Below are 25,016 nucleotides of genomic sequence, written 5' to 3' on the forward strand. Positions count from 1 at the left end.
GGGTGTGATAGACTTCACCTTAAAGGTGCTCCTCTCTTTGGGTGATGTTGTTCTAGGCAAACACCATTCTACCAAAGATTTGAGCCCTTTTTCATATTTTCAGAAAGAGTCACTTTCGAAATTCAGGATAATGTTTTTGTCCCGACGGATCTGCATAATAGGACATATTCTCGATAACTCCAATAATTCGCTGATTCGCCTGCATCGCCATCTTGCCGGCACGGACGGCTACATAAGAGGCCGCAGCGCTTGGAGTCGTCACGATCAGCTCCGAGCATTGCGGAATTTTCTGGTGTACCTGCAGCGCGATATCCCCGGTTCCCGGAGGCAGATCGATTAACATCATATCCAGCGGTTCCCATACCGCTTCATATAAAAAGGTGGAGAGCATTTTTCCGAGCATCGGCCCGCGCCATACGACCGGGTTGTTATCGGATACGAAAAATCCGGTTGACATGACTTGAACCCCGCTGCAATTGATGGGGGAGATCCGTTCCGGTCGGTTGTTATGTTTATCGTGAATCCCTAACATCGCTGGAATGCTGAAGCCATATATATCGGCATCGATGATTCCGACCCGTTTGCCGTAACGCTGCAGAGCAAGGGCCAGGTTGACGGTAACCGTCGATTTCCCGACACCGCCTTTTCCGCTTGCTATCGCTATAAAGTGAACGTTGGAATCTGGAGAAAGCAGCGGGGACGTTCCGGACATACTGTCCGGTGTTGACGATGGTTTGTACATTTTAAGATGATGGGCGACGATTGCATCCTTCTCTTCCTTGGTAATCACTTTCAAGCGGATATGAACGTCAGGGATATCGGCTTTATGTAGTGCCGTTTGCAGATCGGTACGGTATTGTTCCCGCTTGTCCGGATCATCCGCATGCAGGAGCAGGGTAAGCGCAACGTGATGCTCCGCGCTGACGATATCGCGAATTAAACCGAGTTCCGCGAGCGGCCGCTTGTAGTCATCATCTTGGATGTGGCGAATCGCTCCCAGGATCAACTCTTTATTCAATGTTAACACCGCCTATGCAGGAAATGGGGCAACGCACAGCTACAGTGTAATGAATATCGGACACATAGTCAATATATACATATAATAAGTGTAAATTATACAGCATTAGATGGGAAAGGTCTGATTCACGATGATGAATAATCGCAACGAACTTTTTAACCGGATATGCAAACGCCAGGTAAGATTAGCCGAACACACCTCTTATGGGATCGGAGGAGTTGCGGATTACTTTGTAATGCCGGCTAACGTTGAACAACTTCTGAGTGTGCTGGACGCGAGCCGATCGTACGGGATGGAGCGCGTTGTTTTTGGTATGGGTTCCAACGTGTTATTTCCCGATTCGCCCAAGCCGGGGACTTTGTATATTTCGTTGAAAAACATGACCGACATTACCCTGAGCGGTTCCAGGTGGTTCGTCTCTTCGGGCATTCCGCTGTCCATGCTGTCTCTTGCCGGACTGCTTGCGGGTTCGCCGGAGTTTCAGTTTACGTACTTGCTTCCGGGTTGTCTGGGTGCAGGAATCTATATGAACGCGAAATATTACGATGAGCAGATTGGCGACAAAATCGAGACGGTATATTATATCGACCTGGACGACCCGGCGTTATCGCTGCAAACCATCCATGCGAAGGATTGTTTATTTGCCTATAAACAATCGATTTTTCAGCATAAGCCCTGGATTATCGTAGGGGCAGAATTCCGGGTGCCGGAGCAGGCAGGGGAGTTAGCTGGCAGTTTGAGCCGACTGCTGACCCGACAGAAAGCGGCTGACGATAACAGCCTGTCATCCTTATTTACGTTTTATTCGTACTTCTCCCGGGAAATAAAAAAGCTCCATTCCCAGCAGATTCGTATACCTGAGCCTATGAAACATATCGAACAATACCGGACGGAGAAGCGGCATTTCAAGTTCCGCTCTTGCGGCTCATTTTTCAAAAACAACTACGCGGCCGGCCTATCCATCGGCGCTATGGTCGATCGGCTGGGACTAAAAGGGTTATCTTGCGGCGGAGCCGTCATTTCGCCCTACCATGGCAATATGATATTGAATGTTCGCCGAGCAACCGCATCCGATATTCTTGCCTTGAAGGATACGTTGTCGGAAGCTATTGAGCTGCACTACGGGTTTATTCCCGAGCCTGAAGTAGCTATCTTGTAAGTGTCTATGTTAAATACTCCACTTCAACTTGAAGTGGAGTATTGTCGTGATGGAGCTAACCTTGCGGTTGAATATTATGATTATGCCGGAAAAAGTTTGTCGGGTCGTATTTTAGTTTAATGGCCGCTAATTTCTTGTAGTTATCCCCGTATGTATCTCTAATAATTTGCGGGTCGGCCCTTACGGTATTGAGATAAGACGCTTGACGCGTCGAATAGGGCAGCATCGACTTGTAAGCGGAGTCGATCCAATCTTTGCACAGCTTCTCCTCTTCCGTCGGATAATCAACATCGAAGCACAGGAGGAACGAGGCATCACGAACGGCAAACGCCGTAGCATCCGAAGGAACCCGATTCATCTGACCGTGGCATTCCCAGAATTGAACGAGAAGGGACGCTCTAGGCGGCTGCTCCAGTTGGGCCAGCAAAACGTCAATCGCTTCTTCGTTAAACTCTTGGATATACAGCGACGTTCCGGCAACAGCGACATTTTTTGGAGCCGCCAAGTCAAACCGGGATTGCAGCTCTGTATACCGGACTACTCCCGTATGATCCGAGATCGGCTTAGCCAATTCACGCAGCGGTAAAACGGCATCGTGCCCGTCGGCTTTGTCACCGGCATACAATCCGGCTATAACGATGACTCGTTTATGGTGCAATGATTCAGGCACACCCGGGGCGGCCGGCATTTGGAAGATCATCATGTTAAACGATACTTCGTCAGGCGCCTTTCGCAAAAATGCCTGGGCGTTGCGCAAAACCTGCTTTGCATCGTTATAGTCGTACATCACGTCGACAGACAATACTTCAGGTCCAAGCGGATACAGGTTAAACTCGAAGGACGTCACCACGCCGAAGTTGCCGCCGCCGCCACGGATCGCCCAATACAAATCGGGATGTTCCTGATCGCTCACCTGAATCTCCTCGCCATCAGCGGTAACCATCCGCGCAGAGCGGATATTATCGCTCGTCAAGCCGTATTTGCCTCTCAAGTAACCGGTCCCGCCGCATAAAGCGAGTCCGGCGATGCCGGTTTCCGTTACAGTTCCCGTTGGTGTGGCCAGACCGAATTTTTGCGTCTCCGCATCCACGTCGCCCAGTGTGGCGCCGGGTTCGACGATAGCGATTCGACGCTCCGGATCGACGGTCACTTTGCGCATATCGGAACAATCAATCATCAGCGCGCCGTCGCTCACCGCGGTTCCGGCTACGTGATGGCCTCCGCCGCGGATCGTCACTTCCAGGTTTGCTTTTTTGGCGAATTGCACGGCAGCGGCAATGTCCGCAGCGGATTTGCAGACGACAATCGCCGCCGGATATTTATCATAAGCGGTGTTCCAGACTTTTCTTCTTTCGTCGTACGCTTCCTCACCCGGGACGAGGAGCCGCCCGATCAGTTGATCCTGTAATTGCTCGAACAATGAGTATCCCTCCAAAGAAATAAATTGGCCACCGCTCCGGTAATCATTCTGGCAGATGGTGGAACAGTGATCATTATAGGAGACATAGAATACTTAGTCAATATATAATTATAATATGTGTAATATAAGAATCGAACGTAACCTAGCACGCGGGTTCATTCTTTTTGAGCCTATTTACGGGCAAGGAACGCGGCACAGGCTGTAAAGGGTTAGAACTATCAAAATTCTCCCGATAGCACGAATTGATGAACGGCACATCTAGCATTGACACGTCACATTGTTGAACATATAATGGTCACAGCAACTATCATCACGCCGATTATCGTGGAGGCCTCCATTGGAATTAGAAAAATATATAGGTGTTATCGTTCACAGGGCAGATCTGAAACTGAACAACTATTATCAAAAAGTGGTTAATCCCTTTGATATTACCGTCGATCAATGGGAGATCTTAGTAATTTTGTGGGAACGGGAGGGAATTACGCAAAAAGAGCTCGCTGAACGATTGTACAAGGATCAGACCAATATTGCCCGGATGTTGTTTAAGCTGGAGAAGAAAGGGTTTATTTATCGCGTGACGCATGAGACCGACCGACGATCTCTGCGCGTTTATTTGACGGAGAAAGGACACGGAATTAAGGACGAAATTCTCGAACCATCGATTGAGGCTTACCAAAAAACAGTTGAAGGATTAAGCGAAGAAGAAGTGGAGACGTTCCGGAGAATTCTCTCTGTGATGTACAACAATGTGAAAGATTTGTAAGTTTTTAGGATTCCAAGTGCGAACAATAAATTCGGTTATATAGTTGCTATGACCATTATCGTTGTGGCGGGTATTTGGAGAAGGTGTGGAGTGTGAGAACATGAAAGCAAATCAGGAGAAAGTCAGTATTTTTGACCAGCCTTACCGGGCTCTGACAATCGGGATCATTCTAGCCGTTACCACCGTGGCATTTGAAGGGCTGGCGATTACGACGATCGCTCCGAATGTAGCACAGCATTTAAACGGCTTGCATTTGTACGGATGGATATTCAGCTCGTTTTTATTATCGCAAATCGTAGGCTCCATGATTATCGGCCAGCAGATAAAAAAACAAGGCGTTTATCCCTCGTTTCTTTTATCGATTCTCCTTTTCGTGATCGGCATAACGGTTGCGGCTGCTTCTTTTCATATGCCTATGCTCATCGCTGGGAGAGCCTTCCAAGGATTCGGCGCAGGCGCGATGATTACCTGCGTGTATTACAGCATCACCTTAAGCTATCCGGACAGGCTAAGAACGAAGATATTGGCCGCTTTCTCAAGCGCCTACATTATGCCGGCCATAATCGGTCCTTATGCGGCGGGACTTCTGGCTGAAACTTTATCGTGGAGAGTCGTGTTTTGGATTGTTCTTCCGCTGATCGGTCTGGCGATCCTTCTCACGTTTCCTTCCTTCCGTCAGCTTCAAACGCAGGTTAGATCGAGTCTGCCCTCCTCCCATAAAGGCTTTTCCAAAGAGGGGTTTGCCCTTATTTTAACTTTTGGTACCGGGCTGCTGCTAAGCGGGTTAGGCTGGATTACGGATTGGAAAGGCATCGTGCTCACGATAGCGGGAATCTTCCTGATGATTCACCCCTTGCGCAACCTGTTGCCCAAAGGAACGTTTACCGTCCAAAAAGGGCTGCCCGCAACGATCGTTACAAGGGGATTGTATGTAGCCTGTTACGTTGCAACGGAGAGTTATGTGGTATTGGCGCTGACGGAGGTGAAGGGGTTATCGGCAGATCTGGCAGGATTGATTGTTGCCGCAGGCGCACTGAGCTGGTCCACCGCCGCCTGGCTGCAATCCAAACTGGATGAACGAGATCGGGGCGCAGGAAGAACAAAGCGTGTGATCGCCGGTACCGGTATTATGATTGTCGGGGTCGTATTTGTAATTGCTTCGATCACGCTGCCGGGAGGAGTTCTGGGGTATGCCGTGATCTCTCAGCTATTCACAGGCTTCGGCATCGGATTAGCCAATCCGACGACAGGCGCTATTGCGCTGCAGCATGCCCGTGCCGGTGAAGAAGGGGAGGTCTCCGCCGTCATTCAGTTCATGGATGCGTTTAGCCCCGGGATCAGTATCGGCGTAGGGGGAGCTTTAATCGCGATGAGTCAGACGTTGCAATGGGACTTATTTACCGGCGTCTTGCTGGCGTTGTCGCTTCAGCTGCTTTTCATGATAGGAAGCTTTGTGTTTTCGTTCCGCATTCAAAAAGCAGCAGCAACTGGCACTTCCATTTAAGTTTAAGGCGCAGAACTCTTGCGTATGGAAGCTTTAGGAGTAAGCGATACGTTTCCGGCCGCTATGCCGCCCAAGATGAGCACAACCCCGATCCATTGCATCAGGCTTACATGTTCAGCCAATACGAGAGCGGACATGGATACCGCAACGGGAAGCTCGGAGGCTGTTAATATAGTGCCAAGCCCTGGTCCGATCCGCGGCATTCCGATCGAGAACAGTAAAGGCGGGAGTACGACGCCAAAAAAACCGAGAAGCAGTCCATACGGCGCAACTCCCGCCAATACGGACATATCCAGCAAAAACGTCGGCGGAAGCAGCACAAACACAACGATAAGACCGCCGGTGGACAGCAGAGCGCTTTTCTGGGCCGGAGGCGTATCTTTCCCGACGGAACCGCTAAGAAAAATGAATGCAGTAAATGTCAAAGCCGAAAGCAGCGCCCAAGCCATTCCGCTCCAGGAAAGAACGATTCCGCCGGCTGAAACGACATTAGCGGCGAGAACGGAGCCGATCAGAAGCACGGCAATCGAGATCATTTTTCCTGCAGTCGGTTTTTTCTTATACACGATCCACTCCAGAAGCGTGCCAATCCAAACAAACTGAAATAAAAATATGATGGCGAGCGAAGCGTTCAACGATTGCAGGGACTGGTAATAAAATACGCCTGTCAAGCCAAATGGAATGCCGGATAAAAGCAGCTGGCAGATCCGTTTGAACGACAGCTTCCGTTTTTTGGTAACCACCACCAATAACCAGGAAAGCAAAGCCCCGAATAAATACTGGCCGCCTGAAACTGCTGAAACTGAAAAACCTGCCGAGTAAGCAAGTTTGACAAAGGTCGATAACAATCCGTAACAGCATCCGCCCAGAAAAACAATACATGCGTAATGCCAAGTTTTCATCATCCTCTGTCCTCCTTTGCAAAATAAAAAGCCACACGTTTGTCGAAAAGACAATCGTGTGGCGAAAATAGAGTTTCCTCTAGAAAAGTCCACGTCCTGTAACAGGTTTTATTATTCAAATTCCATTACAGTATAAGAGCAACCCTATACGTTGTCAACATCCATTTAGAGAACGAGTCTGGAAGAATTTCGGTGAAAACGGTTGATTTGCGCCTGCCCATCCATCATAATCGGATACAATAACCTCTTTGGAACCCATTTATTGGAGAAAAAACGGATAGGAGGACTTATCTTATGAAGCTGATTGTTATATTCGGCCCGCAGGCTGTAGGGAAAATGACGGTGGGGCAGGAGCTGGCGAAACAAACCGGTCTGAAATTGTTTCATAATCATATGACGATCGATCTCGTTTCGAACTTTTTCAGCTATGGGAGTACAGCCGGAAAACGGCTCGTTGGTTTGTTCCGGCAAGAAATTTTCGAAGAAGTGGCCAAGAGCGACTTGCCCGGTTTAATTTTTACGTATGTGTGGGCTCTGGATATGCAGGCGGATTGGAACTATGTGCAAAAGATCAGCGGCATTTTTGAGTCCAAGGGCGGTGTCGTGTATTATGTAGAGCTGGAAGCGGATGTGGAGGAAAGACTGGAGCGCAACAAAAGCCCGAACCGTCTGCTTCACAAACCGACTAAACGAAATATTGAGTTTTCCGAACAAGATCTGCTCCTCTCGATGGATAAGTATAGATTGAACTCGTATGAAGGGGAGATCCAAAAGGAAAATTATATGAGGATCAATAATACGAGAATCAGTCCGGAGGAAGTGGCTAGGATGATTCAGGAACAATTTCAATTGTAGGCGTACTGTCAGCAGGTAAAGAGCGAATCTGATTCGGATTCGCTCTTTACGTTAGTTCATCATTTGTATCCAATCTGCCACAGATTACAGCTACCAGCTTTCTGTATTGAAGCATGGAGAGAAGCTGAAAAACGAACCAGGGAACATCTATATAACCGCCAGTCCGTTTAACGCTGAATGGACGAGCAGCGACTCTCTGAAAATCTATGAAACTGTAAGAGAAGCATATAAACGCAAATACCGACATAATGGAGTAAAAATCGAATACAACTGAGTTCTCGGAGATAATGCAAACAAAGCAACTAGCAAGGATAGGGTTTCATTACTAATTATTATTACTCCTCAGGACGCGCGGACGAAGAAGCTCGGACCACCAGTCGGGTAGGGACGACGATTTTGCGGCGTTTTTGCTTCGGGTTACTCATCACGGAAACTAACAGCTTCACGGCTTCGCGTCCAACCGTATATTCCTCCTGATTTACAAAGGTAGGCGGAATCGCGGAAAAAGCGGACAGCTCGTAATCGTCGAGAAAAACTACGGAGAGGTCTTCAGGGACGCGCCGCGACAATTGTTTGGCCGCTTCCATTACGGTCAGGCCAACGGAAGAGTTCACCGCAATAACGGCGGTAAGCTCCGGATTCCTCTCCAAATATTGAACGATTCGTTCCTTGCTCGCCGGATCGCTTGCTCCGTCCTGCAAAATACGGTTCACCTGCTTACTCTCCAGATCAGTTAACCGTAAATACCTGTCAATTAATATCCCGTTCTCGGAAAGCGCCTTTTCGTATCCGGTCAGACGGTCCTCAATGCTGGATGTTCCTTCCACATGAGTGGATATAAATCCGATGCGGCGGTGCCCCATACGATAACAGTGTTCGGTCGCTTCAAATGCGCCCGTTACGTTGTCGGAGCATACGTAGTTGGTTTCCACTCCTCGTAAATAACGGTCAACGACAACAACCGGAAACTCGTTTAAGGTTAGCTTCAAAATCTCCTCGTTATAACTTTGACCCTGTGCCGGATAAATGATAATCCCGTTTACACCGCTGCGAAAAATTTGATTCAGCAGCTCTTTTTCCGTTTCCTGCGAATCGCCCGTTGTGCGAAATAACAGGTGGATTTCTTCATCTGCGAGTTGGTTTTCGATTCCGTGCAGCAGATTCGCAGTGAATCGGTTATCGATACGCGGCATCAAAAAGGCTACCGTCAAATCGCCCTGCCGCTTCTCCGGACGGTAAACGGGAGGCTCGCCGAGCTTGTCTTGCGCTACGAACGTTCCTTTTCCTTGTATACGGTAGATCAAACCTTCTTCAATCAATTCTTGAAGCGCGTTTTTAATCGTAATCCGGCTCACTTTAAACTGCCCGGCCATTTCGTTCTCAGACGGGATCTTATCGTTTGCAAGCCATACGGACTGTTCGATCTGGTTTCGTACATATTCTTTGATCTGTCTGTATAGAGGCGTGCGGCTTCCTTGTTTGGAATCGGAGCTGCTTTTGGATGAGGCACGTTCAGTTGTCACGGTCGCGACCTTCTTTCCCGGCTATATTGCGGTCTATTGTATTATTATTGTTAACGGATTGACACCGGATGTCATAGAAAATAAACTTGTCTTATTGATATAAACAAATATATATGAATAGTTACAAATAATCAACTTGAGAGAAGAGGCGCTGAGAGGATGAACCAACCTTTGCGATTTGTCGTCATGGGGGACTTGCATTACGTACAGGAGCAGTCGCATCAGCAAGCGTTAAACGGCAAGCCGAAAGGGGTGACGGAAGCCGCCGATATTACCCGGAACTTGTGGATGACGCGCCATGTAACGCCAAGAATTATCGAGGAAATTGCCCGGTTAAAACCTGATTTTGTCATCCAAACCGGTGATATCATCCAAGGCCATTGCGATGATGAGGCAAGCGGACTTCGGGAAATGGGAGAAGCGATGGAGCTGCTGGAACGGTTGAACTCGCCGGTTTTCTTTGCGCTCGGGACGCATGATGGCGTCGTGGGAAGACGCGAGGAGGAGCAAGTTCTGCAATACGTGTATCCGGCTATTGCCAAAGCGTTAGGTACCGATTCGGTGACAAGGGGGTATTATACGTTCGAGAAAGCGAACTCTTTATTTATCGTTTTAGACTATACGACATTCGTCCAAGGCGATCAGCAGGAACAATTTATACGTAAGTCGTTCGCCGAATCCCAAAAATACGAGCATGTCTTTTTGTTTTCGCATCCTCCGCTTATTTGTGTAGGCAGACCGTTTTTTACCCATTATGACTTCGCGCAAACCGTACTTCGTGAATTAGCCGAACATCCGGTAGACGCTTATTTTTGTGGACACACCCACAATCAAATATCCGCTTTGCATCGGGTGGGAGAGTATTGGCTACCCCAACTGAAAAGCTCCGTGCTCGGTTATCCCGACCGCGCACCTGTTTGCTTGAGCGACGTTCGCCCGCTGCTGCCTGAGCCGGAGGCATTTGAGATGGGCTGGGGCTATTTGGAGGATTCGGCTCCGGGCTGGTGGTCCATTACGGTGGATGGCGAAACGGTACAAGCGGATTGGCACGTTTTGGGGCATGGCGTCGTTGGACAGTTGACATGGAGGGACCGGGGCGAGAAAGTGTTATTCTCCCAAAAGCCGGAATTTGGCAATTCAAGCGGACTTCCGCTGCCAAAACTGGGTGACATCCGATCGGTCCGGCTTCGGGCTGCCGGCTCCAACTGCCGGACGCCGGGAGCGTACCGGGTAAGCTTGAATGGGGAAGAGGTCGGAGTGTTTCAGCAGCTGGAGTACTTTGACAGCCGGCAATATATGAGCATCGAAGCGAAATACTGGCATTTTCTTGGAGTCCATAACCGAATCGAAATCACGACAGGGGATGAACCGATGTGTATCGGCGGATTCGTACTTGAGATTGAAACGGATGATGGCTGGATTCGGAGTACGGTATCCGGCTATTATGCAAATACGGATCGCTGGGATCGGTGGGGAAACGCTCCGCTCGCCAAAATCGCGCCGCATCAAACCGTAAAAACCGAGCTTACTTTCGGATCTTGAGGAGATTAAAATGACTTACAAACTAATTGCGCTTGACCTGGACGGGACACTGCTGAACAAAAACAAATCGATTTCGGCGGAAAATGTGAAGTGGATACGTGCGGCGGGGAGGGCCGGCATGAAGATTACTCTCGCTACCGGACGGCCAATCTCCGATGTGACAAGTATAGTCGAGCAGCTGGAGATCGATTGTCCGCTAGTTATTAATAACGGCAGCGAAGTATGGCATGCGCCAGGCGACCTGCACTCCAGGCGCGAGCTGTCCCCGCATTCGGTCGCCAAATTATTTGAACTTCTCGAATCGAATCGGGAGGAGCTGGATTTCTGGGCGCATACGGTCGGGGGGCGCATCAACCGATCCAATGTGCCCGCCGATGTGACAACCGCCCAATGGCTTCAATTTGCGATTCGCAGCTCTGATCCGGAACAACTTCGAACGGTTCGGGAGCGGATCGTGTCGTGGAAAATGTTCGAGATCAGCAACTCCCATGTGACCAATATGGAATGCAATGCGCCGGGCGTCACCAAAGCAAGCGGTTTGTTAGAAGTTTGTTCGATTATCGGCATCGAGATGTCGCAAGTGATTGCGATCGGCGACAGCCTGAATGATATTCCGATGATCCGGGCTGCGGGTTTGGGGGTTGCTATGGGGAACGCTCAAGAACCGGTAAAGCAGGCCGCCGATCGGATAGCGCCTACCAATCTGGAAGATGGCGTTGCCAAGGTTATCGAGCAAGTCCTTTTATCTTAATGTTATGAAGCAAATAGACGCCTCCGGCGCCACGATTGAAGTGGTTTTGGAGGCGTCTTTGTTTAGCGTTGAATACTTTCCGTCGTTATTTCTTGGTGCTGATCACCCGGTTGATCTCTTCGTCCGCTTGTCTCAGCGCGGTATTGAGGTCTATTTTATCGGCTGCGTAGTCCCGGAACGCTTGCTGGCCGATCTTTTTGCCGTCGGATTCATAAACCGAATATACCGGTGAAGGGGAGACCGAGCTTTTGAAGAGAGACTGGACGTTTTTCCCTTTCAGATACGGAACTTCCACGCCGAACTGTTTCTTAGGCTCGTCGCTTGTAAGCGGCGACATCCTTGCCGTTTTTCTGGCGCTGGTTAACTGGACTTCGTCCGAGGTGACGACTTCCATGACCTTCATCGCCGCTTCCGGATGCGAAGTCGTTTTGGATACGATAATATTGTGGGAGTCGAGCTTCCCGGAAATATTCGGTTTGTCTTTATAGCTTGGGTACTGAGCGATATCCCAGTTCACTGTATTCGCCGCGCTTCCGATCTGCGCAATCAGATTTGTCGAAGCCAGCATAGCTACGTTTTTTTCTTTAATAAACAGATTGCCGGACGCGGCGGCGGAAGGCTCCAGGCTCGGTTGTACGTTCCCGGGAATCGTAAGGATGGTTTTCGTCAGCTCGAACACTTGTTTCCACTTGTCGTTATTCATGCCGGCTTTGTCTGTGCCGCCATCCACATACGTAAGCGAATAAGGGAAGCTCATCACATAACTGCTGGCCGGGTCCAGACCGCGGTATTGAACGCCGCCGTCCTGCTGGGTCAACTGACGGGCCAATTCGACGGCTTCCTCCCAGGTCATGCCGTCTTTCGGATAGCTTTTGCCGAACTTGTCGAAGAGGTCTTTATTGTAGTAGAGAGCGTTAAATTGCATCGCATAGGGCAGCCCGTACAATTCACCTTTCTCCGATTTCACCGCATCGATAGCCACGGACTGGAACCGCGACAGATTAAGGCCGGACGATTTCACGTAAGGCGTGATGTCCGTCAGCAAGTCCAACTGCTTTAAGCCCAGAATCCCCGAGTTCGGCGTTAAAAGCAGATCGGGCACTTCCCGAGCCGCCAGCAAACTGTTAAGTGTAACGTCTTTGCCGGGGCGGGTAATCTCCAAAGTGATATGAGGATACTTTTTCTTGACCGGATCGGAGAACAGCAGTTTGAAATCGTCGTCGGAGATTTCGGCACCGTTTTGGAACACCTTTAACGTTACAGGCGTATTCGATTCGTTAGCTTTTGTCTTCGTCTCAGGGGCGTTGCTGCTGACGGAGTTCGTCTGGCTTCCGCATCCGCTTGCCGCCAAGGCGATCGATATTACGATAGTGCCGGTCAGAGTAAGTCGTTTCGTCATCATTTGCAGCCTCCAGCATGATTTTATGTAGCAGATGTACATCTGTAATCAGTATAAAAGCGAACCGTAAAAACTAACTTGTTTTTTTGTCAAATACGTATTAAATATGCATTCAACTTGTATATTTGTTATATTGATTTCGTTTTTCGCGAGACCGGGATCCTCCCGGTAACGTACAAAGGCTTAAGCAGGCAGGTGTATATACGCAATCGGGAAGAAATAATAGGACTATCAATGTGTTATAATTGGAACGATCATGGACGACGAAAGGAGAATATCCAAGTTGGCGACATTGAATCAAGTGCCGGTCGTGAAAGCGGAGATGCTTATTCGCAGGCCGGTTGCTGAAGTGTTTGAAGCTTTTATCGACCCGGAAATAACGACGAAATTTTGGTTTACGAAGAGCAGCGGAAGATTGGAACGAGGAAAACGTATCCGTTGGGATTGGGAGATGTATGGCGTACACGATGAGATCGTAGTAACGGAAATGGTGACGAACCAGCGTATTCGGATCGAATCGTCGGATAACACCCGGGTCGAATGGATCTTTACATCGCGCGCGGACAAAGAAACCTACGTAACGATTACCAATTCGGGATTTGCCGGAACCGGGGACGAGATGGTGAGCCAAGCCATCGATTCGATGGGAGGGTATACAATGGTGCTTTGTGCTCTGAAAGTGCTGCTGGAGCACAACATAACTTTAAACCTCGTTGCGGACAAAGCGCCCGACGCCCACGTTAACCGTTAAAAGAGCGATTTTGCCAAATAAATTACAGAATAAAAACAAGACGAGCTGCTTGCGACAGCGGCTCGTGTCGGAGGTAAAAGCTTGAGAAATCAGGCTTTTATTTTTTTGTCTTTGCGGCACTACTGCGAGTATAGCCTATCTTGTCATTCGTGTTTGGGACGATATTGCAGAGGCGAAGTGCCGGTCCACCGCCGGAACTGCCGGGAAAAGTGGCTGAGCGAGCGAAAGCCGAGCCGGATCGAGATGTCTTCGATCGACAAGCTCGTTGTAACGAGCAGATGCTTCGCCTGATTGGCGATCAGAAGGCTCACATAACGCCTCGGCGAGACGCCGTATACTTTTGTGAAAATTTTCGTGCATTGGCTGCGGCTCATATGCATTTCTTTAGCGATTTGGGCGATGGAGTCCTCGGATTCGGGGGAAGCCATCCGCTGGAGCCGTTCTTCTACCGCATGAGCAATGTCCGTCTCCAGAGACGAAGCGGCCGACGGGCGTTTCTGGATCGCAGTTGGCGTCAGGGAGGCGCTCTGCTCGGCGATTTCTTTAACGATCAGCAGGATGCAGGCTTGCAGCTCGATTTTAAGTAATGGGTCCAGCTGCTGTAAAGCCAGCATCCCGGCTGGATGGTCCCTTTCACCGACCAGACCGGCGGTCATGATTCGCTCGATCCGTTTCATATATCCCGGGAGCCCCGTAGTTTCGGCTTCCGAGCTGGACAAGTATCCGCAATCAACCCCGCCGAGCCGTCTGCGCAGCTCCGGGTCGTCGACGTCAAAGTGGATATTGAAGAACGAGTAGGGGGAATCGGAACGGTTGTCGGTCTGATGACGAGCCCCGGATTTGACGATAATCCAATCGCCCGAATGTAGAGTAAGCTCATAATTGTTCATCACTTGGGTCGCTTCGCCGCTGAAGCAGTACAGCAGCTCGAACAGATGATGATGATGCATCGGATACGACCAGCCGGGCGGCTTGACGCCGAACCCGCATCCGGATATTTGCAGCGTGCTCGTCATGTTAGGAAAGTATACTTCGATATCCATCGTGTTCACCCCGGCCGAATATTTTGTATGCTTTATCATATCACAAGCCGGACAAATATTAGGCACAATTGGTCGAAAGAAGACGAGTGAGTAGGAAGAAAGTTATGGATAAAAATACCTACTGATGTTACACTTGGCAAAGGAATAGATAATAATGGCAGAAAAGGGAGAGGGAATGGGAGTGAAACGAATTCTGCTTGTATGGATCGCCAGTGTGCTGCTGTATGCGTGCTTGCCGGTCCCGGCCGCAAGTGCTGCCGAAGCGAAGGTAAAGGTATACGAAACGGGAGTGACCGCCTATCATTACGTAAACACGTACGATGAAGTGGTGTCCGACTATTTTTCCGCTGCGTTTGTAGAAGTAGACGGGAGTATCAAAATTCCGGCTTTTTCGCTCAAGCGGATGGGCGGCATATTAAGTCATACTAGCGGAGCCGGTGGTAAAGTTACAATAACCGACCACCAGAAGTCGATGACTTATGAGATGAAAATCGGCAGTTCTAAAGTAACGGTACTGAATAAAGATAAGATTAAGCAATCCGAATTTACGCTTAGCAAGGAAGTAACGGTTCATCTGGTTGGAGATTATCCGTGTTACCCATTAGATTTCTTCGAGAAGATCGGGTACAAGGCCGAGTTTGATGGAAAACGGACGATAAATGTAGATTTAAGTCTGAAGAAGGCCGAAGAAAACAAAGAAGATTCTAAACTCGTTCCGTTCTCGGTAGGTTCCAAGTATGGCTATATGAACACAGCGGGCAAAGTGGTCATTGAAGCGGAGTATGACGGAGCGTTGCCATACGCGGAGAAACTCGCCGCCGTAAAAGCGGACGGCAAGTGGGGCTATATCGATGAAACCGGGACGATGGCGATCTTGCCCCAATACGATACGATATCCGCCTTTGAGGAAGGGATTGCCGTTGTAGGTCAATATGTAGACGGCGAGCTGAAGATGGGCTACCTGCAACAATCCGGGAAATTGCTGAAAGCTCCGGATTTCAATTATGCGCTCCCATTCAGTGAAGGATACGGTGCAGCCACGTACGGCAAATCGTTCTTTTATATGAATCAGGACGGTATATACGTTTTGTATCCGGACAATGACGATGCGGGGCCGTTTTCCGACGGTTTGGCCAAGATCGGGAGAAAAAACAGCTACGGCTACATCAATAAACGTGGGGAAGAAGTCATATCGCTGCAATATGAAGATGCCGGAGATTTTAATGAAGGTTTGGCTGCCGTCAAGCAAGATGGCAAGTGGGGTTATATCGATAAAAACGGAGAGACCGTTATCCCTTATCGTTACGATCATGCAGGTTCGTTCGAGGACGGTTTGGCGGTTGTGAGAACCGGCAAACTGTACGGTCTGATCGACAAAACCGGCAAAACGATAGTCCCCTCCAAGTTCGATATGATCGGTACCGGGCGTCACGGCTATTGGCCGGCCCAATCGGCAAATCAATGGGGATATATCGATGTGAAAGGCAATTGGGTTATCGGCCCGGAATACGAGTTTGCTTATGGATCGGCAAGCGGTCTGTTTTACGTGCAATCCGGGGGCCGCAGCTACTATGTCGATTCGCAGGGGAAGGAAGTTGTCCCTCGCGATGCAAACGGCAACGAATACGTGCGGATTTGGGCAGCTGGCAAAGCAATTGAAGTAAACGGAAAGCTGCTGGAGCTGAACCATCTTCCATCGGTTATCGAAGGCGTTACCTATGTTCCTGCACAAAGCGTACTGGAAAGTGTAGGTATGGAAGCGGAGTGGGACGCCGAATCGTTAACATTGACGGCAAAGCGGCCTGGCTTATCGATTGATCTGCAAGCGGACAAAGCAGTAGCGCAAGTGAATGGAAAAGAAGTGGAATTAGCCGCTGCTTCGTTCATCTGGGAAGACGTTTTGTACGTTCCGGCTTCTTTTCTGAAAGGAAACGTTGTCGCTTTATTGGACGTAACAGAGTACGCCCCCGTTGACCTGACGGAGATGGGAATGGAACAGGCGTGGGACGACTTTGCACAGTGGGCCGAATCATTCGAAAATGCGGATCTCGAAACCCAACTGGAGATGGCGGCTCAGATCGAAGAGCATTTTAACGCAGTCGAAGCGGAATATGCAGCGATATTCCAATCGGAACCGGACAACGATGCCGCTTATCTGGAATATGCGGTCTTGCTGGGCGAGCTTGCTCAAATGTTCGAGCAGGAGGAGCTGTGGGCCGAATCGGCTGCCATGGCAAAGAAGGCCGGTCAAATCAATGCACGTACTGCAACTTATTATCATTTATACGCCGCCGATCAACGTTTGGTTGGTGCCGAGAAAACCGAGGTATACCGGAAAGCGGCCGAAGCCGATCCGTACTTGCTGCTCAACCATGCATTAACGAACGGTACGTATTATGATGCGGGGATCGCGTTTGGCGAAATGAAAGGCATGTCGAGTTTTGCAGTATACAGCTTAAAATTGGCCGCAGCATACGGTACGGAAGAGGAACAACAGGAGGCCAAGGTACTATTGGACGAGAAATATGGAGCGTCGATGGAATAAGTAAGAATGAGTCTGAATGACTTAGCAATTATTAAATATTGGATTGGGCTGTCCCTATAACCGGGGCGGCCTTTTTTGCAATTGCTATGAAAGTGAGATTAACCAAGCACAAATGGTCAAAAAAACGGACGCTATGCACATGGTGTCAAATGGACGGCTTGGATATGATAAAAACATAAACATGTCTAACGACATACGATGGAAAGGCGGCGCTGCTAATGCCACTGTTGGAAGCTACAAACGGACAATTTACGTATGACGGCCAGCCGTTACGAATTATATCCGGAGCGATTCATTATTTCCGCACCGTCCCCGAGTATTGGCATGACCGGCTGCAAAAGCTGAAAGCATGCGGCTTCAATACGGTGGAAACGTATGTCGCCTGGAATCTGCACGAGCCCCGGCCGGGAGAGTATAACTTCGAAGGGATTGCCGATATCGAGCGGTTTATCCGGACGGCGGGCGAGCTCGGATTGCATGTGATCGTCCGGCCAAGCCCTTATATTTGTGCGGAATGGGAGTTCGGCGGATTGCCGGCCTGGCTGCTGGCCGATTCGGATATGCGGCTGCGCTGCTTCCATAAGCCGTTTCTGGATCGGGTGGACGCTTATTACGACGTATTACTGCCGAAATTCAAGCCGCTGCTGTCGACGAACGGCGGCCCGATCATCGCGATGCAGATTGAGAACGAATACGGCAGTTACGGCAACGATACGAAGTATTTGGACTATTTGCGGCAGGGGATGATCAGCCGCGGCATCGATGTGCTCCTGTTCACGTCGGACGGTCCGACCGATTCGATGCTGCAGGGCGGAACGGTGCCGGGCGTTCTCGCGACCGTCAATTTCGGTTCCCGGGTGGGGGAAGCGTTCGCGAAGCTGCGCGAATACGAGGCCGACGGTCCGGTCATGTGCATGGAATTTTGGAACGGCTGGTTCGATCATTGGGGCGAGCACCATCATACGCGGGATGCGGGCGATGTCGCGCGGGTTTTGGAAGAGATGCTGCAGGATAACGGCTCGGTTAACTTTTATATGTTCCACGGCGGTACGAATTTCGGCTTCTACAGCGGTGCGAATTGTCCGGCGCCCAACCAGTTCCAGCCCACGATTACGAGCTATGACTACGACGTCCTGCTGACGGAAGCCGGAGATCCGACGGACAAGTTTTACGCGGTGCGCGACGTGCTGGCCCGTTACGGATTCGCGCCCGGAGCGGAACTTCCGAAGCCAATCGCCAAGCGTGCTTACGGGAAAATCCGGACGGACCGGCAGAAGGGACTTTTCGGCAGTCTGGACGTCTTGTCTGAGCCGATTGCTTCCGTATATCCGCATCCGATGGAGAAGCTCGGGCAAAACTACGGTTTTATTTACTACGAAACCCGCATTTCCGGACCGAGAGAGAAGCATCAGCTGAACTTGCAGGATGTCGCCGACCGGGCGCTCGTATTCGTGGACGACCGGTTTGCGGGGACGATCGAGCGATGGGACCCGGAGACGAAAGTGTCTTTCGACGTTCCGAAGGAAGGCGTGAAGCTCGGCATCTTGGTCGAGAATATGGGCCGGATCAACTACGGTTCCTATATGAAGGACCGCAAAGGGATTACCGAAGGGGTCCGGTTCGGTTATCAGTTCCTGTTCGATTGGACGATTCGCACACTGCCGCTCGACGATTTGTCCGGCCTGACGTTTGAAGCCGGAACCGCCAGCGGACAGCAAGGCCCGGTCTTCCACAAAGCGACGCTGCAGGCAGATCATCCGGCCGACACGTTTCTGTACTTGGACGGGTGGACCAAAGGCGTCGTCTGGGTGAACGGCTTCAACATCGGCCGTTACTGGAACAAGGGTCCGCAGAAAAGCTTGTATGTGCCCGGACCGCTGCTCCGTGCGGGGGACAACGAGATCGTAATATTGGAGCTGCACGGGACGGAAACCGCCGAAATCGAGTTCAAGGACGTTCCCGATCTCGGTCCGACCGCTTAAACAAAAATCAAAACGAGCCCCATCTTCCAAATTCCGGAGGTGAGAGCTCGTTTTTTTTAGCAGATCATCTTCATGCAAGGACATCCGCCTACATTTCCATCTTGCCCATATCGCCGCCGGGCATCGCGACCATCATCGAGCCGGAGTCGTCGCCGGGCACCGACTCGGGCGACAGCTCCACAGCGGTTCCCAACTGGGGCACAGCGTAGGGCAGGTGCGTGCGTCCCCGGGCCAAAATATGGTTTTCGTTGGAGCCGCTCCAAGGCACCCACGAACGGGCGTTGCAATAATGCAGCACATAAGCGCGGCGGAACCGGTCAGCCGTTTCGTTGCGGTACGACCGATGGAGCAGATGAGAGTGGAAAAACAGCACGTCGCCCGGCTCGGCGATGACCGGAACCGATTCTCCGTATTTCGCGGCGATCTCCGATAAATTGTTGACGGAATCGTCCAGATTGCTCGGAGCGCTGGCGGGAACGAGTCCTTGAATGTGCCGCTCGTCGGCATGCACGTAACCTTTCCTTGCCTCCGGCGGCGGATAAATCGGCTCATGATGAGAGCCGGGGGCGAACCACAGGCAGCCGTTGGACTCGTCGGCCCGATCCAGTGCGATCCACGCACCGATCAGGCTGTCCGGCTGAGTCTGGATGTAGAACGAGTCCTGATGCCAGCCTTGGCCGCCTTTTCCCGGAGGGTTGAAGAAAAGCATCGATTGCAAAGCGAGGACGTCCGGACCGATCAACGCTTCTAGTACGTCCAGCAGTAGGGGATGCAGCAGTCCCCATTCCGCCGTCTTATTGTGCAGATGTGGCATATGCATGCGGGCGGAGGAGAGCCGCTCGGTTTTGTTCGTTCCCCTCATCCAGGCGTGCTCACGGGACAGATGATCGAGTTCCGTAACGCGGCCGTAGTAAATATCGTCCGTCCAGCTAAGCAGCCGCTCGGTGTCTTCCTTTGCCAATAACCCTTTTACGAGCAAATAGCCGTTTTTGTTGTAGTCAACATACTGATCGACCGATACTGTGTAACGAATACGTTCTTGAGGTTTTACTTCGCTCATTCCTTCGTACCCCTCTCCTTCGGATATCTTTATTGTCAAGGAAACGGAGAAATCCGGCAATGTACGAAGGCGAAACAATGATGGACAAATTTGATCTTATCGTCAGCAGATTGTAGCAGAACGGGTCCTGCTTATTTATTCATCCGGCCCCGGGTTGTCCAGAATGAAGTAGTGGTTTAACGGGTAAAACCGGCCCCAATCGTCAGGAGGGGCAAGCTCCCGCATCCGGGCGTCCCCATATTTTCGCCGATATTCGGTCGCGGTCATTCCCGTCGTCCGGCGGAAGAGCCGGTGAAAGTAATATTCGTCGGCAAAGCCGAGATCACGCGCGATCTGCTTGATGCTGTCGGTGCGCTGCAGCAGAAGCTGAGCGGCTGCATTCATTTTACGTCTGATGATCCAGTGCTTCGGGGCATGCCCGACATGCTGTTGGAACGTCCGTGTAAAATGCTCGTGGCTCCATCCGGCAAGCCGGGCCAGCTGTTCCACTTCGATCTGCTCTCTGGAATGGGCCTCGATATATTGCAGCGCTCCGGATATTTGAGGAGGCATCGTTCTCTCGTCATACCGGCCGGATTCGGATTCCGTCTCCAGTCCGCTCTCCAGCTCCTCGAGCATGTACAGCAAGAGCTTCTCGGCCATCGATCTCCACCTGGGCGGCTTCAGATGGAACAGATACAGCATCTGCTTCATGTGCTGCGGGATGAGCGAGCGGTCTTGCACCGGGATTACGCTATATTGAAAGTCCTTAAGCAGGCGATAATGGATCAAGCCGGACGGCGGGGCGACGTCGAAATGAACGAACAGATGACGGCACGGGCTGTCCGGATCGAAGCGGTACTCGTGCAGCTCGCCGGGACGCGTAAGCAGGACGCAAGCAGAATCGAGAATATGTCCCGTGCCGTCGGCGTCGTACCTCGTCCGGGAGCCCACCGGAAAATAGACGATCTCGAAGTCGGTTAACCGTCTCGGTCCGAGATGGCGCCCGGCTTTTACGGTGACGTCGCCTGCGCGGTGAAATCGGATCTCGCGATTGTTCATCAGGATACCGGCTCCTTCTTTTTGGCTATGGTTTCTCCCATTATACCGTCTGTCCGGAGTCGAGAAAACGGAAACCGGCTTGTACTTGCGCGGGACCCGGCTGCAGACGCCTCAAGTTTTCGCTGGATCCGAATAGTGGTTTACATCTTAGGGAATGATTTGTTATCATAATAGCAATATTTGAAACGCGATGATGAGAAGAGTAGGGGAGAACGTACCTGCACAGAGAGCTCCGGCCGGTGAAAAGGAGCCGGGTGCTTCCCCCGAAACAAGCCTCTGAGCAGCATGCCGGAACCGCAGGCGGGGATGGATGACGGGAGCTCCCGTTATAGAGCTAGAGTATAAGCATGGCCTGTCATGCCGTACTTGAAGAGGTTAGTATGGCGACATATTAACGAATCTGGGGTGGTACCACGAGAACCTTCGTCCCCAAGACATAACGTCTTGGAGGTGAAGTTTTTTTTGTTTTACACCGTGTTAACTTGGACCGGGCACTAACGTGCCGGTGAGAAGTTTGCATGTTGCCACAAACCCAGACTCAGGAGGAGAACTCGCTATGACTAACGAAAAGGAACCGACAACCGAACACTTTTTATATAAACGAATTGTGGAGGAGCTTGAATCGAATCCGTTCCACCGGACCATGTGTACGCGGTTTCCGCCCGAGCCCAACGGTTATCTCCATATCGGGAGCGCGTATGCGATCCAGACGAATTATTCGATGGCGCAAAAGTTAAACGGCCGGTTTCATCTGCGGTTTGACGACACGAATCCGCTCAAGGAAGATATCGAATACGTGAACGCGATTATCGAAGATATCCGCTGGCTTGGCTACGACCCGGGGCCGCATATTTATTACGGTTCCGACTATTCGGAACAAATCTGCGAAGCTGCGGTCACCTTGATCCGGAAAGGAAAGGCATATGTCTGCGATCTGACGCCGGAGGAAGTAACCGAATATCGGGGAACGCTGACGGAGCCTGGCAAGAATAGTCCTTACCGCAACCGGACTGTGAAAGAAAATTTGGAGCTGTTCGCCAAAATGAAAAATGGCGAGTTTCCGGCCTCCTCCAAAGTACTCCGCGCCAAAATCGATATGAGCTCGCCAAATATCAACATGCGTGACCCGATTATTTACCGGATTGTTTATGCCGAGCATTACAGGACGGGCAGCGACTGGTGCATCTACCCGATGTACGATTTCGCCCATCCGATCCAAGATGCAATCGAAGGCATTACGTATTCGTTATGTTCGATTGAATTCAAAGATCACCGGCCTTTGTATGAATGGGTGTTACAGGAGCTGGATATCCCCGAGCCTCCGCGGCAGCGGGAGTTCGGACGGCTGAGCTTGACGGGCGTGGTGACGAGCAAGCGGTTTTTGAGACAGCTGGTGGAAGAAGGGCATGTGGACGGCTGGGACGATCCCCGTCTTCCGACGCTGCGGGGGTTGCGGCGAAGAGGGTTCACTCCCGAAAGCATTCGCGGCTTCATCGAAGAAATCGGCAGTATCCGGACGCAAAGCACCGTCGATATATCGCTGCTCGATCACTGCCTCCGACAAGATCTGAAACAACAAACGGTGAGTGTCATGGCCGTTATGAATCCGCTCAAGATGGTCATTACCAATTACCCGGACGATCACACGGAATGGCTGCCGATCGAGAACAACAGCGAAAACGAGGCGATGGGGAAACGCGAAGTGCCGTTTACCAAAACGATATATATCGAGCGCGACGATTTTATGGAGGTTCCGTCCAAAGGGTACCACCGGCTCAGCCCGAATGCCGAGGTTCGGCTGAAGGGAGCCTACTTCATCCGCTGCGAGGACGTAATCAAGGACCCGGTAACCGGGGAGGTTGCGGAGCTGCACTGCACATATGATCCGCTTACGAAGAGCGGTAGCGGTTTTACAGGGCGCAAGGTGAAAGGTACGATTCACTGGGTGTCGGCCGAACATGCGGTGAAGGCGGATGTCCATCTCTACGAGAAGCTGCTGCTGGATTCGGGTATTCCGGGGGAAGAAGACGGGGATTGGGCGGATGTGCTGAATCCGGAGTCGCTTGTAATTGTCAGGGATGTTTGGATGGAGCCCTTTGTGAAACAGGCCCGTCCGGAGCAAAAGTTCCAATTTTTCCGTCATGGCTACTTTTGTGCGGATCGGAAGTATACGACGGGCGACAAGCTGGTGTTTAACCGGATTGTCCCTTTGAAAGATACGTTTAACCGAAAATAACGGTTCATCCTGAACAAGATGGTGGATCAGCCGCGGGGCTGCCGTTCGTATAAGAGCGGCAGCCTTGCTGCGTTTGCCCGCGTACGAACAATTCGAAAAGTATCGATGAATGAATATCGGTTTGTAAAATTCTGAAAACGAAGGAACAATTTCTCCTCCGTCCACGTTAATAAATGTAGAAAAAAATGCAGAGGGGGATGGGGATGAACAAGGCTCGAATTTTGCTAAATTCAACCTATGTATTTCTGGTCGTCCTGACGGCTGGATGTGTTCAGGAGCAAATCGTGCCGCCGGCTGGCGAGAAGCCGTTGTCCACTTCAATTCATTACCCGGTCTCGATGGGGTCAAACAAGGGGCTTGCCAAGAGCGGCGCGGACGAGGCGGACCGGCACTATGCCGAGTTTTTACCTCCTACCGGTACATGGGCGGGCGGCCGAGGCATCGGATCGGCAATCGCCGCGGGTTACAAGAAGCCCGGCGAAGAAGTAAGCGCACTGCTGCACATCATCGAACCGGAGAAGGCGAAAGGGATCGAAGCCCGTACGATCCGGTACAAGCTGACGGAACGCGACCGGCAGGGGCAATTGATCCGGGTCGTGGCCGAGCATGCGGAGCATATGGATCTGGAGCTTGCCTATTCCAACTTTTCAACGAAGCTGCCCGATCGTGAAGGAACCTATTATCTCTTGTCCGTCGAGATTATGGATGGAGGCGCAGTAGAGGATACGGTGTTATCGCTGCTTACAGTTCCCGTGCAGAAGGTGGAAGCGGTGTTAACACTGAATCAGACGACGTATTCCCGCAGCGCCAAGCCGGTCCTTACGATGGTGAACACCGGCCCAGCCCCCTTGTTTTTCGGACTGGACTACAAGTTCGAACGCAAGGAGGGAGACGACTGGACTGTTGTCCCGACGGGCAAAAACATCGGCGTAGAAGCTATCGGTTATGAGTTGGCCGAGAATGGCGAATGGGAGCAGACGATCGAGTTCAAACATATACCGCCCGGTCAATACCGGATCGGTAAAACCGTTAATGGACAAGGGACGTCGATTGAAAAGACGGTGTTTGCCGAGTTTGAGGTGCGGTAGGGGGGGGGATGTATAAAGCAAAGAGATTGCGGAACCAAGAGGTTCCGCTCTTTTTATATAACTTGACAGAAATATAACCCGAAAGTAATATATAGGTATGAACAAGGACAAACTTTTCGAAGTGCTGGCCGAGCCCAACCGGAGGCGTATGCTGGACTATTTGCGGGTTCGGGAGCGATCTGTTGGGGAACTGGTCGCGTTATCGTCATTGAGCCAGCCCGGGGTGTCGAAGCATCTGCGTATTTTACGGGAAGCCAATTTGGTAAGCGTGCGTAAAGAAGCACAGAATCATTTGTATCGACTGAATGCCGAGCCTTTGCAGGAGATCGCGGATTGGTTCGAGCCGTATCGGCAATTTTGGTCGTCCAAGCTGGATGATTTGGAGAAGGCGCTTGATGAAGAGCAGGAGTAACCGAGCATACTACTAGCGAACA

The 25,016-nt window shown here is 50.9% G+C and carries 20 protein-coding genes and 1 other annotated feature; of the genes, 12 read left to right on the forward strand and 8 right to left on the reverse strand.

Going from position 1 to position 25,016, the window contains the following annotated elements:
• Positions 1 to 109: 109 nt before the first annotated feature.
• Complete coding sequence (locus PV433_RS02080; protein WP_332070543.1) at positions 110 to 1,018, reverse strand: P-loop NTPase; 909 nt, start codon at positions 1,016 to 1,018, stop codon at positions 110 to 112.
• A gap of 235 nt (positions 1,019 to 1,253) precedes the next feature.
• On the opposite strand from PV433_RS02080, the gene PV433_RS02085 reads away from it, so the two are divergent.
• Positions 1,254 to 2,177, forward strand: a complete 924-nt coding sequence (locus PV433_RS02085; RefSeq protein ID WP_332070544.1) for a UDP-N-acetylmuramate dehydrogenase — start codon at positions 1,254 to 1,256, stop codon at positions 2,175 to 2,177.
• A gap of 55 nt (positions 2,178 to 2,232) precedes the next feature.
• On the opposite strand, the gene PV433_RS02090 is transcribed toward PV433_RS02085, so the two are convergent.
• Positions 2,233 to 3,597 (reverse strand): FAD-binding oxidoreductase, encoded by a 1,365-nt coding sequence (locus PV433_RS02090; protein ID WP_332070545.1) that lies wholly within the window; start codon positions 3,595 to 3,597, stop codon positions 2,233 to 2,235.
• Between the two features lie 337 nt (positions 3,598 to 3,934).
• Between PV433_RS02090 and PV433_RS02095 the strand changes: the two genes are divergently transcribed.
• Positions 3,935 to 4,360, forward strand: coding sequence for a MarR family winged helix-turn-helix transcriptional regulator (locus tag PV433_RS02095; RefSeq protein ID WP_332070546.1), 426 nt, complete (start codon positions 3,935 to 3,937; stop codon positions 4,358 to 4,360).
• A 100-nt stretch (positions 4,361 to 4,460) separates the two neighbouring features.
• Positions 4,461 to 5,864, forward strand: a complete 1,404-nt coding sequence (locus tag PV433_RS02100; protein ID WP_332070547.1) for an MFS transporter — start codon at positions 4,461 to 4,463, stop codon at positions 5,862 to 5,864.
• Positions 5,865 to 5,866: 2 nt separating this feature from the next.
• Here the strand turns inward: PV433_RS02100 and PV433_RS02105 are convergent, their stop codons facing one another.
• The gene (locus PV433_RS02105; RefSeq protein ID WP_332070838.1) at positions 5,867 to 6,766 is read right to left on the reverse strand and encodes an EamA family transporter; all 900 of its coding nucleotides are present in this window, start codon (positions 6,764 to 6,766) and stop codon (positions 5,867 to 5,869) included.
• 294 nt (positions 6,767 to 7,060) lie between these two features.
• On the opposite strand from PV433_RS02105, the gene PV433_RS02110 reads away from it, so the two are divergent.
• Positions 7,061 to 7,621 (forward strand): AAA family ATPase, encoded by a 561-nt coding sequence (locus PV433_RS02110; protein WP_332070548.1) that lies wholly within the window; start codon positions 7,061 to 7,063, stop codon positions 7,619 to 7,621.
• Between the two features lie 335 nt (positions 7,622 to 7,956).
• On the opposite strand, the gene PV433_RS02115 is transcribed toward PV433_RS02110, so the two are convergent.
• A complete protein-coding gene (locus tag PV433_RS02115) occupies positions 7,957 to 9,144 on the reverse strand; it encodes a GntR family transcriptional regulator (RefSeq protein ID WP_332070549.1) in 1,188 nt (395 codons plus the stop codon).
• Positions 9,145 to 9,303: 159 nt separating this feature from the next.
• Between PV433_RS02115 and PV433_RS02120 the strand changes: the two genes are divergently transcribed.
• Both PV433_RS02120 and PV433_RS02125 read left to right on the forward strand, forming a co-directional pair.
• Positions 9,304 to 10,686 (forward strand): metallophosphoesterase family protein, encoded by a 1,383-nt coding sequence (locus tag PV433_RS02120; protein WP_332070550.1) that lies wholly within the window; start codon positions 9,304 to 9,306, stop codon positions 10,684 to 10,686.
• 10 nt (positions 10,687 to 10,696) lie between these two features.
• Positions 10,697 to 11,437, forward strand: coding sequence for an HAD family hydrolase (locus tag PV433_RS02125; protein ID WP_332070551.1), 741 nt, complete (start codon positions 10,697 to 10,699; stop codon positions 11,435 to 11,437).
• Positions 11,438 to 11,522: 85 nt separating this feature from the next.
• On the opposite strand, the gene PV433_RS02130 is transcribed toward PV433_RS02125, so the two are convergent.
• A complete protein-coding gene (locus tag PV433_RS02130; protein ID WP_332070552.1) occupies positions 11,523 to 12,839 on the reverse strand; it encodes an ABC transporter substrate-binding protein in 1,317 nt (438 codons plus the stop codon).
• A gap of 253 nt (positions 12,840 to 13,092) precedes the next feature.
• Here PV433_RS02130 and PV433_RS02135 point away from each other — a divergent pair, with 253 nt between their 5' ends.
• Complete coding sequence (locus PV433_RS02135) at positions 13,093 to 13,587, forward strand: SRPBCC family protein (protein WP_442951466.1); 495 nt, start codon at positions 13,093 to 13,095, stop codon at positions 13,585 to 13,587.
• Positions 13,588 to 13,730: 143 nt separating this feature from the next.
• Here the strand turns inward: PV433_RS02135 and PV433_RS02140 are convergent, their stop codons facing one another.
• Positions 13,731 to 14,630 (reverse strand): AraC family transcriptional regulator, encoded by a 900-nt coding sequence (locus PV433_RS02140; RefSeq protein WP_332070554.1) that lies wholly within the window; start codon positions 14,628 to 14,630, stop codon positions 13,731 to 13,733.
• Between the two features lie 181 nt (positions 14,631 to 14,811).
• On the opposite strand from PV433_RS02140, the gene PV433_RS02145 reads away from it, so the two are divergent.
• The gene (locus PV433_RS02145) at positions 14,812 to 17,175 is read left to right on the forward strand and encodes a WG repeat-containing protein (RefSeq protein ID WP_332070555.1); all 2,364 of its coding nucleotides are present in this window, start codon (positions 14,812 to 14,814) and stop codon (positions 17,173 to 17,175) included.
• Between the two features lie 218 nt (positions 17,176 to 17,393).
• Positions 17,394 to 19,157, forward strand: a complete 1,764-nt coding sequence (locus PV433_RS02150; RefSeq protein WP_332070556.1) for a glycoside hydrolase family 35 protein — start codon at positions 17,394 to 17,396, stop codon at positions 19,155 to 19,157.
• An 88-nt stretch (positions 19,158 to 19,245) separates the two neighbouring features.
• Here PV433_RS02150 and PV433_RS02155 read toward each other — a convergent pair whose 3' ends face one another.
• Entirely contained in the window at positions 19,246 to 20,217 is a 972-nt protein-coding gene (locus tag PV433_RS02155) for a phytanoyl-CoA dioxygenase family protein (protein ID WP_332070557.1), read from the reverse strand.
• 135 nt (positions 20,218 to 20,352) lie between these two features.
• A complete protein-coding gene (locus PV433_RS02160; protein WP_332070558.1) occupies positions 20,353 to 21,258 on the reverse strand; it encodes an AraC family transcriptional regulator in 906 nt (301 codons plus the stop codon).
• A 181-nt stretch (positions 21,259 to 21,439) separates the two neighbouring features.
• Positions 21,440 to 21,692: a binding site (T-box leader), on the forward strand.
• 122 nt (positions 21,693 to 21,814) lie between these two features.
• Here PV433_RS02160 and PV433_RS02165 point away from each other — a divergent pair.
• The 3 genes from PV433_RS02165 (at position 21,815) to PV433_RS02175 (ending at position 24,994) form a co-directional block, all read left to right on the forward strand.
• A complete protein-coding gene (locus tag PV433_RS02165) occupies positions 21,815 to 23,494 on the forward strand; it encodes a glutamine--tRNA ligase/YqeY domain fusion protein (protein WP_332070559.1) in 1,680 nt (559 codons plus the stop codon).
• A 203-nt stretch (positions 23,495 to 23,697) separates the two neighbouring features.
• Positions 23,698 to 24,582 carry an immunoglobulin-like domain-containing protein gene (locus PV433_RS02170; protein ID WP_332070560.1) on the forward strand — a complete coding sequence of 295 codons (885 nt, stop codon included), beginning with the start codon at positions 23,698 to 23,700 and terminating at the stop codon, positions 24,580 to 24,582.
• Between the two features lie 97 nt (positions 24,583 to 24,679).
• Positions 24,680 to 24,994 carry an ArsR/SmtB family transcription factor gene (locus PV433_RS02175; protein ID WP_332070561.1) on the forward strand — a complete coding sequence of 105 codons (315 nt, stop codon included), beginning with the start codon at positions 24,680 to 24,682 and terminating at the stop codon, positions 24,992 to 24,994.
• Positions 24,995 to 25,016: the final 22 nt, after the last annotated feature.

This window comes from Paenibacillus sp. GYB004 (genome assembly GCF_036577605.1).
Taxonomy (GTDB): Bacteria; Bacillota; Bacilli; order Paenibacillales; family NBRC-103111; genus Paenibacillus_AB; species Paenibacillus_AB oceani.

Coding starts and splice junctions, on each gene's coding strand:
- PV433_RS02085 (WP_332070544.1), top strand. CDS start 1,254: ATGCCGGCTAACGTTGAACAACTTCTGAGTGTGCTGGACGCGAGCCGA.
- PV433_RS02100 (WP_332070547.1), top strand. CDS start 4,461: ATGAAAGCAAATCAGGAGAAAGTCAGTATTTTTGACCAGCCTTACCGG.
- PV433_RS02105 (WP_332070838.1), bottom strand. CDS start 6,766: ATGAAAACTTGGCATTACGCATGTATTGTTTTTCTGGGCGGATGCTGT.
- PV433_RS02110 (WP_332070548.1), top strand. CDS start 7,061: ATGAAGCTGATTGTTATATTCGGCCCGCAGGCTGTAGGGAAAATGACG.
- PV433_RS02120 (WP_332070550.1), top strand. CDS start 9,304: ATGAACCAACCTTTGCGATTTGTCGTCATGGGGGACTTGCATTACGTA.
- PV433_RS02125 (WP_332070551.1), top strand. CDS start 10,697: ATGACTTACAAACTAATTGCGCTTGACCTGGACGGGACACTGCTGAAC.
- PV433_RS02130 (WP_332070552.1), bottom strand. CDS start 12,839: ATGATGACGAAACGACTTACTCTGACCGGCACTATCGTAATATCGATC.
- PV433_RS02135 (WP_442951466.1), top strand. CDS start 13,093: ATGGACGACGAAAGGAGAATATCCAAGTTGGCGACATTGAATCAAGTG.
- PV433_RS02140 (WP_332070554.1), bottom strand. CDS start 14,630: ATGGATATCGAAGTATACTTTCCTAACATGACGAGCACGCTGCAAATA.
- PV433_RS02150 (WP_332070556.1), top strand. CDS start 17,394: ATGCCACTGTTGGAAGCTACAAACGGACAATTTACGTATGACGGCCAG.
- PV433_RS02155 (WP_332070557.1), bottom strand. CDS start 20,217: ATGAGCGAAGTAAAACCTCAAGAACGTATTCGTTACACAGTATCGGTC.
- PV433_RS02160 (WP_332070558.1), bottom strand. CDS start 21,258: ATGAACAATCGCGAGATCCGATTTCACCGCGCAGGCGACGTCACCGTA.
- PV433_RS02165 (WP_332070559.1), top strand. CDS start 21,815: ATGACTAACGAAAAGGAACCGACAACCGAACACTTTTTATATAAACGA.
- PV433_RS02170 (WP_332070560.1), top strand. CDS start 23,698: ATGAACAAGGCTCGAATTTTGCTAAATTCAACCTATGTATTTCTGGTC.
- PV433_RS02175 (WP_332070561.1), top strand. CDS start 24,680: ATGAACAAGGACAAACTTTTCGAAGTGCTGGCCGAGCCCAACCGGAGG.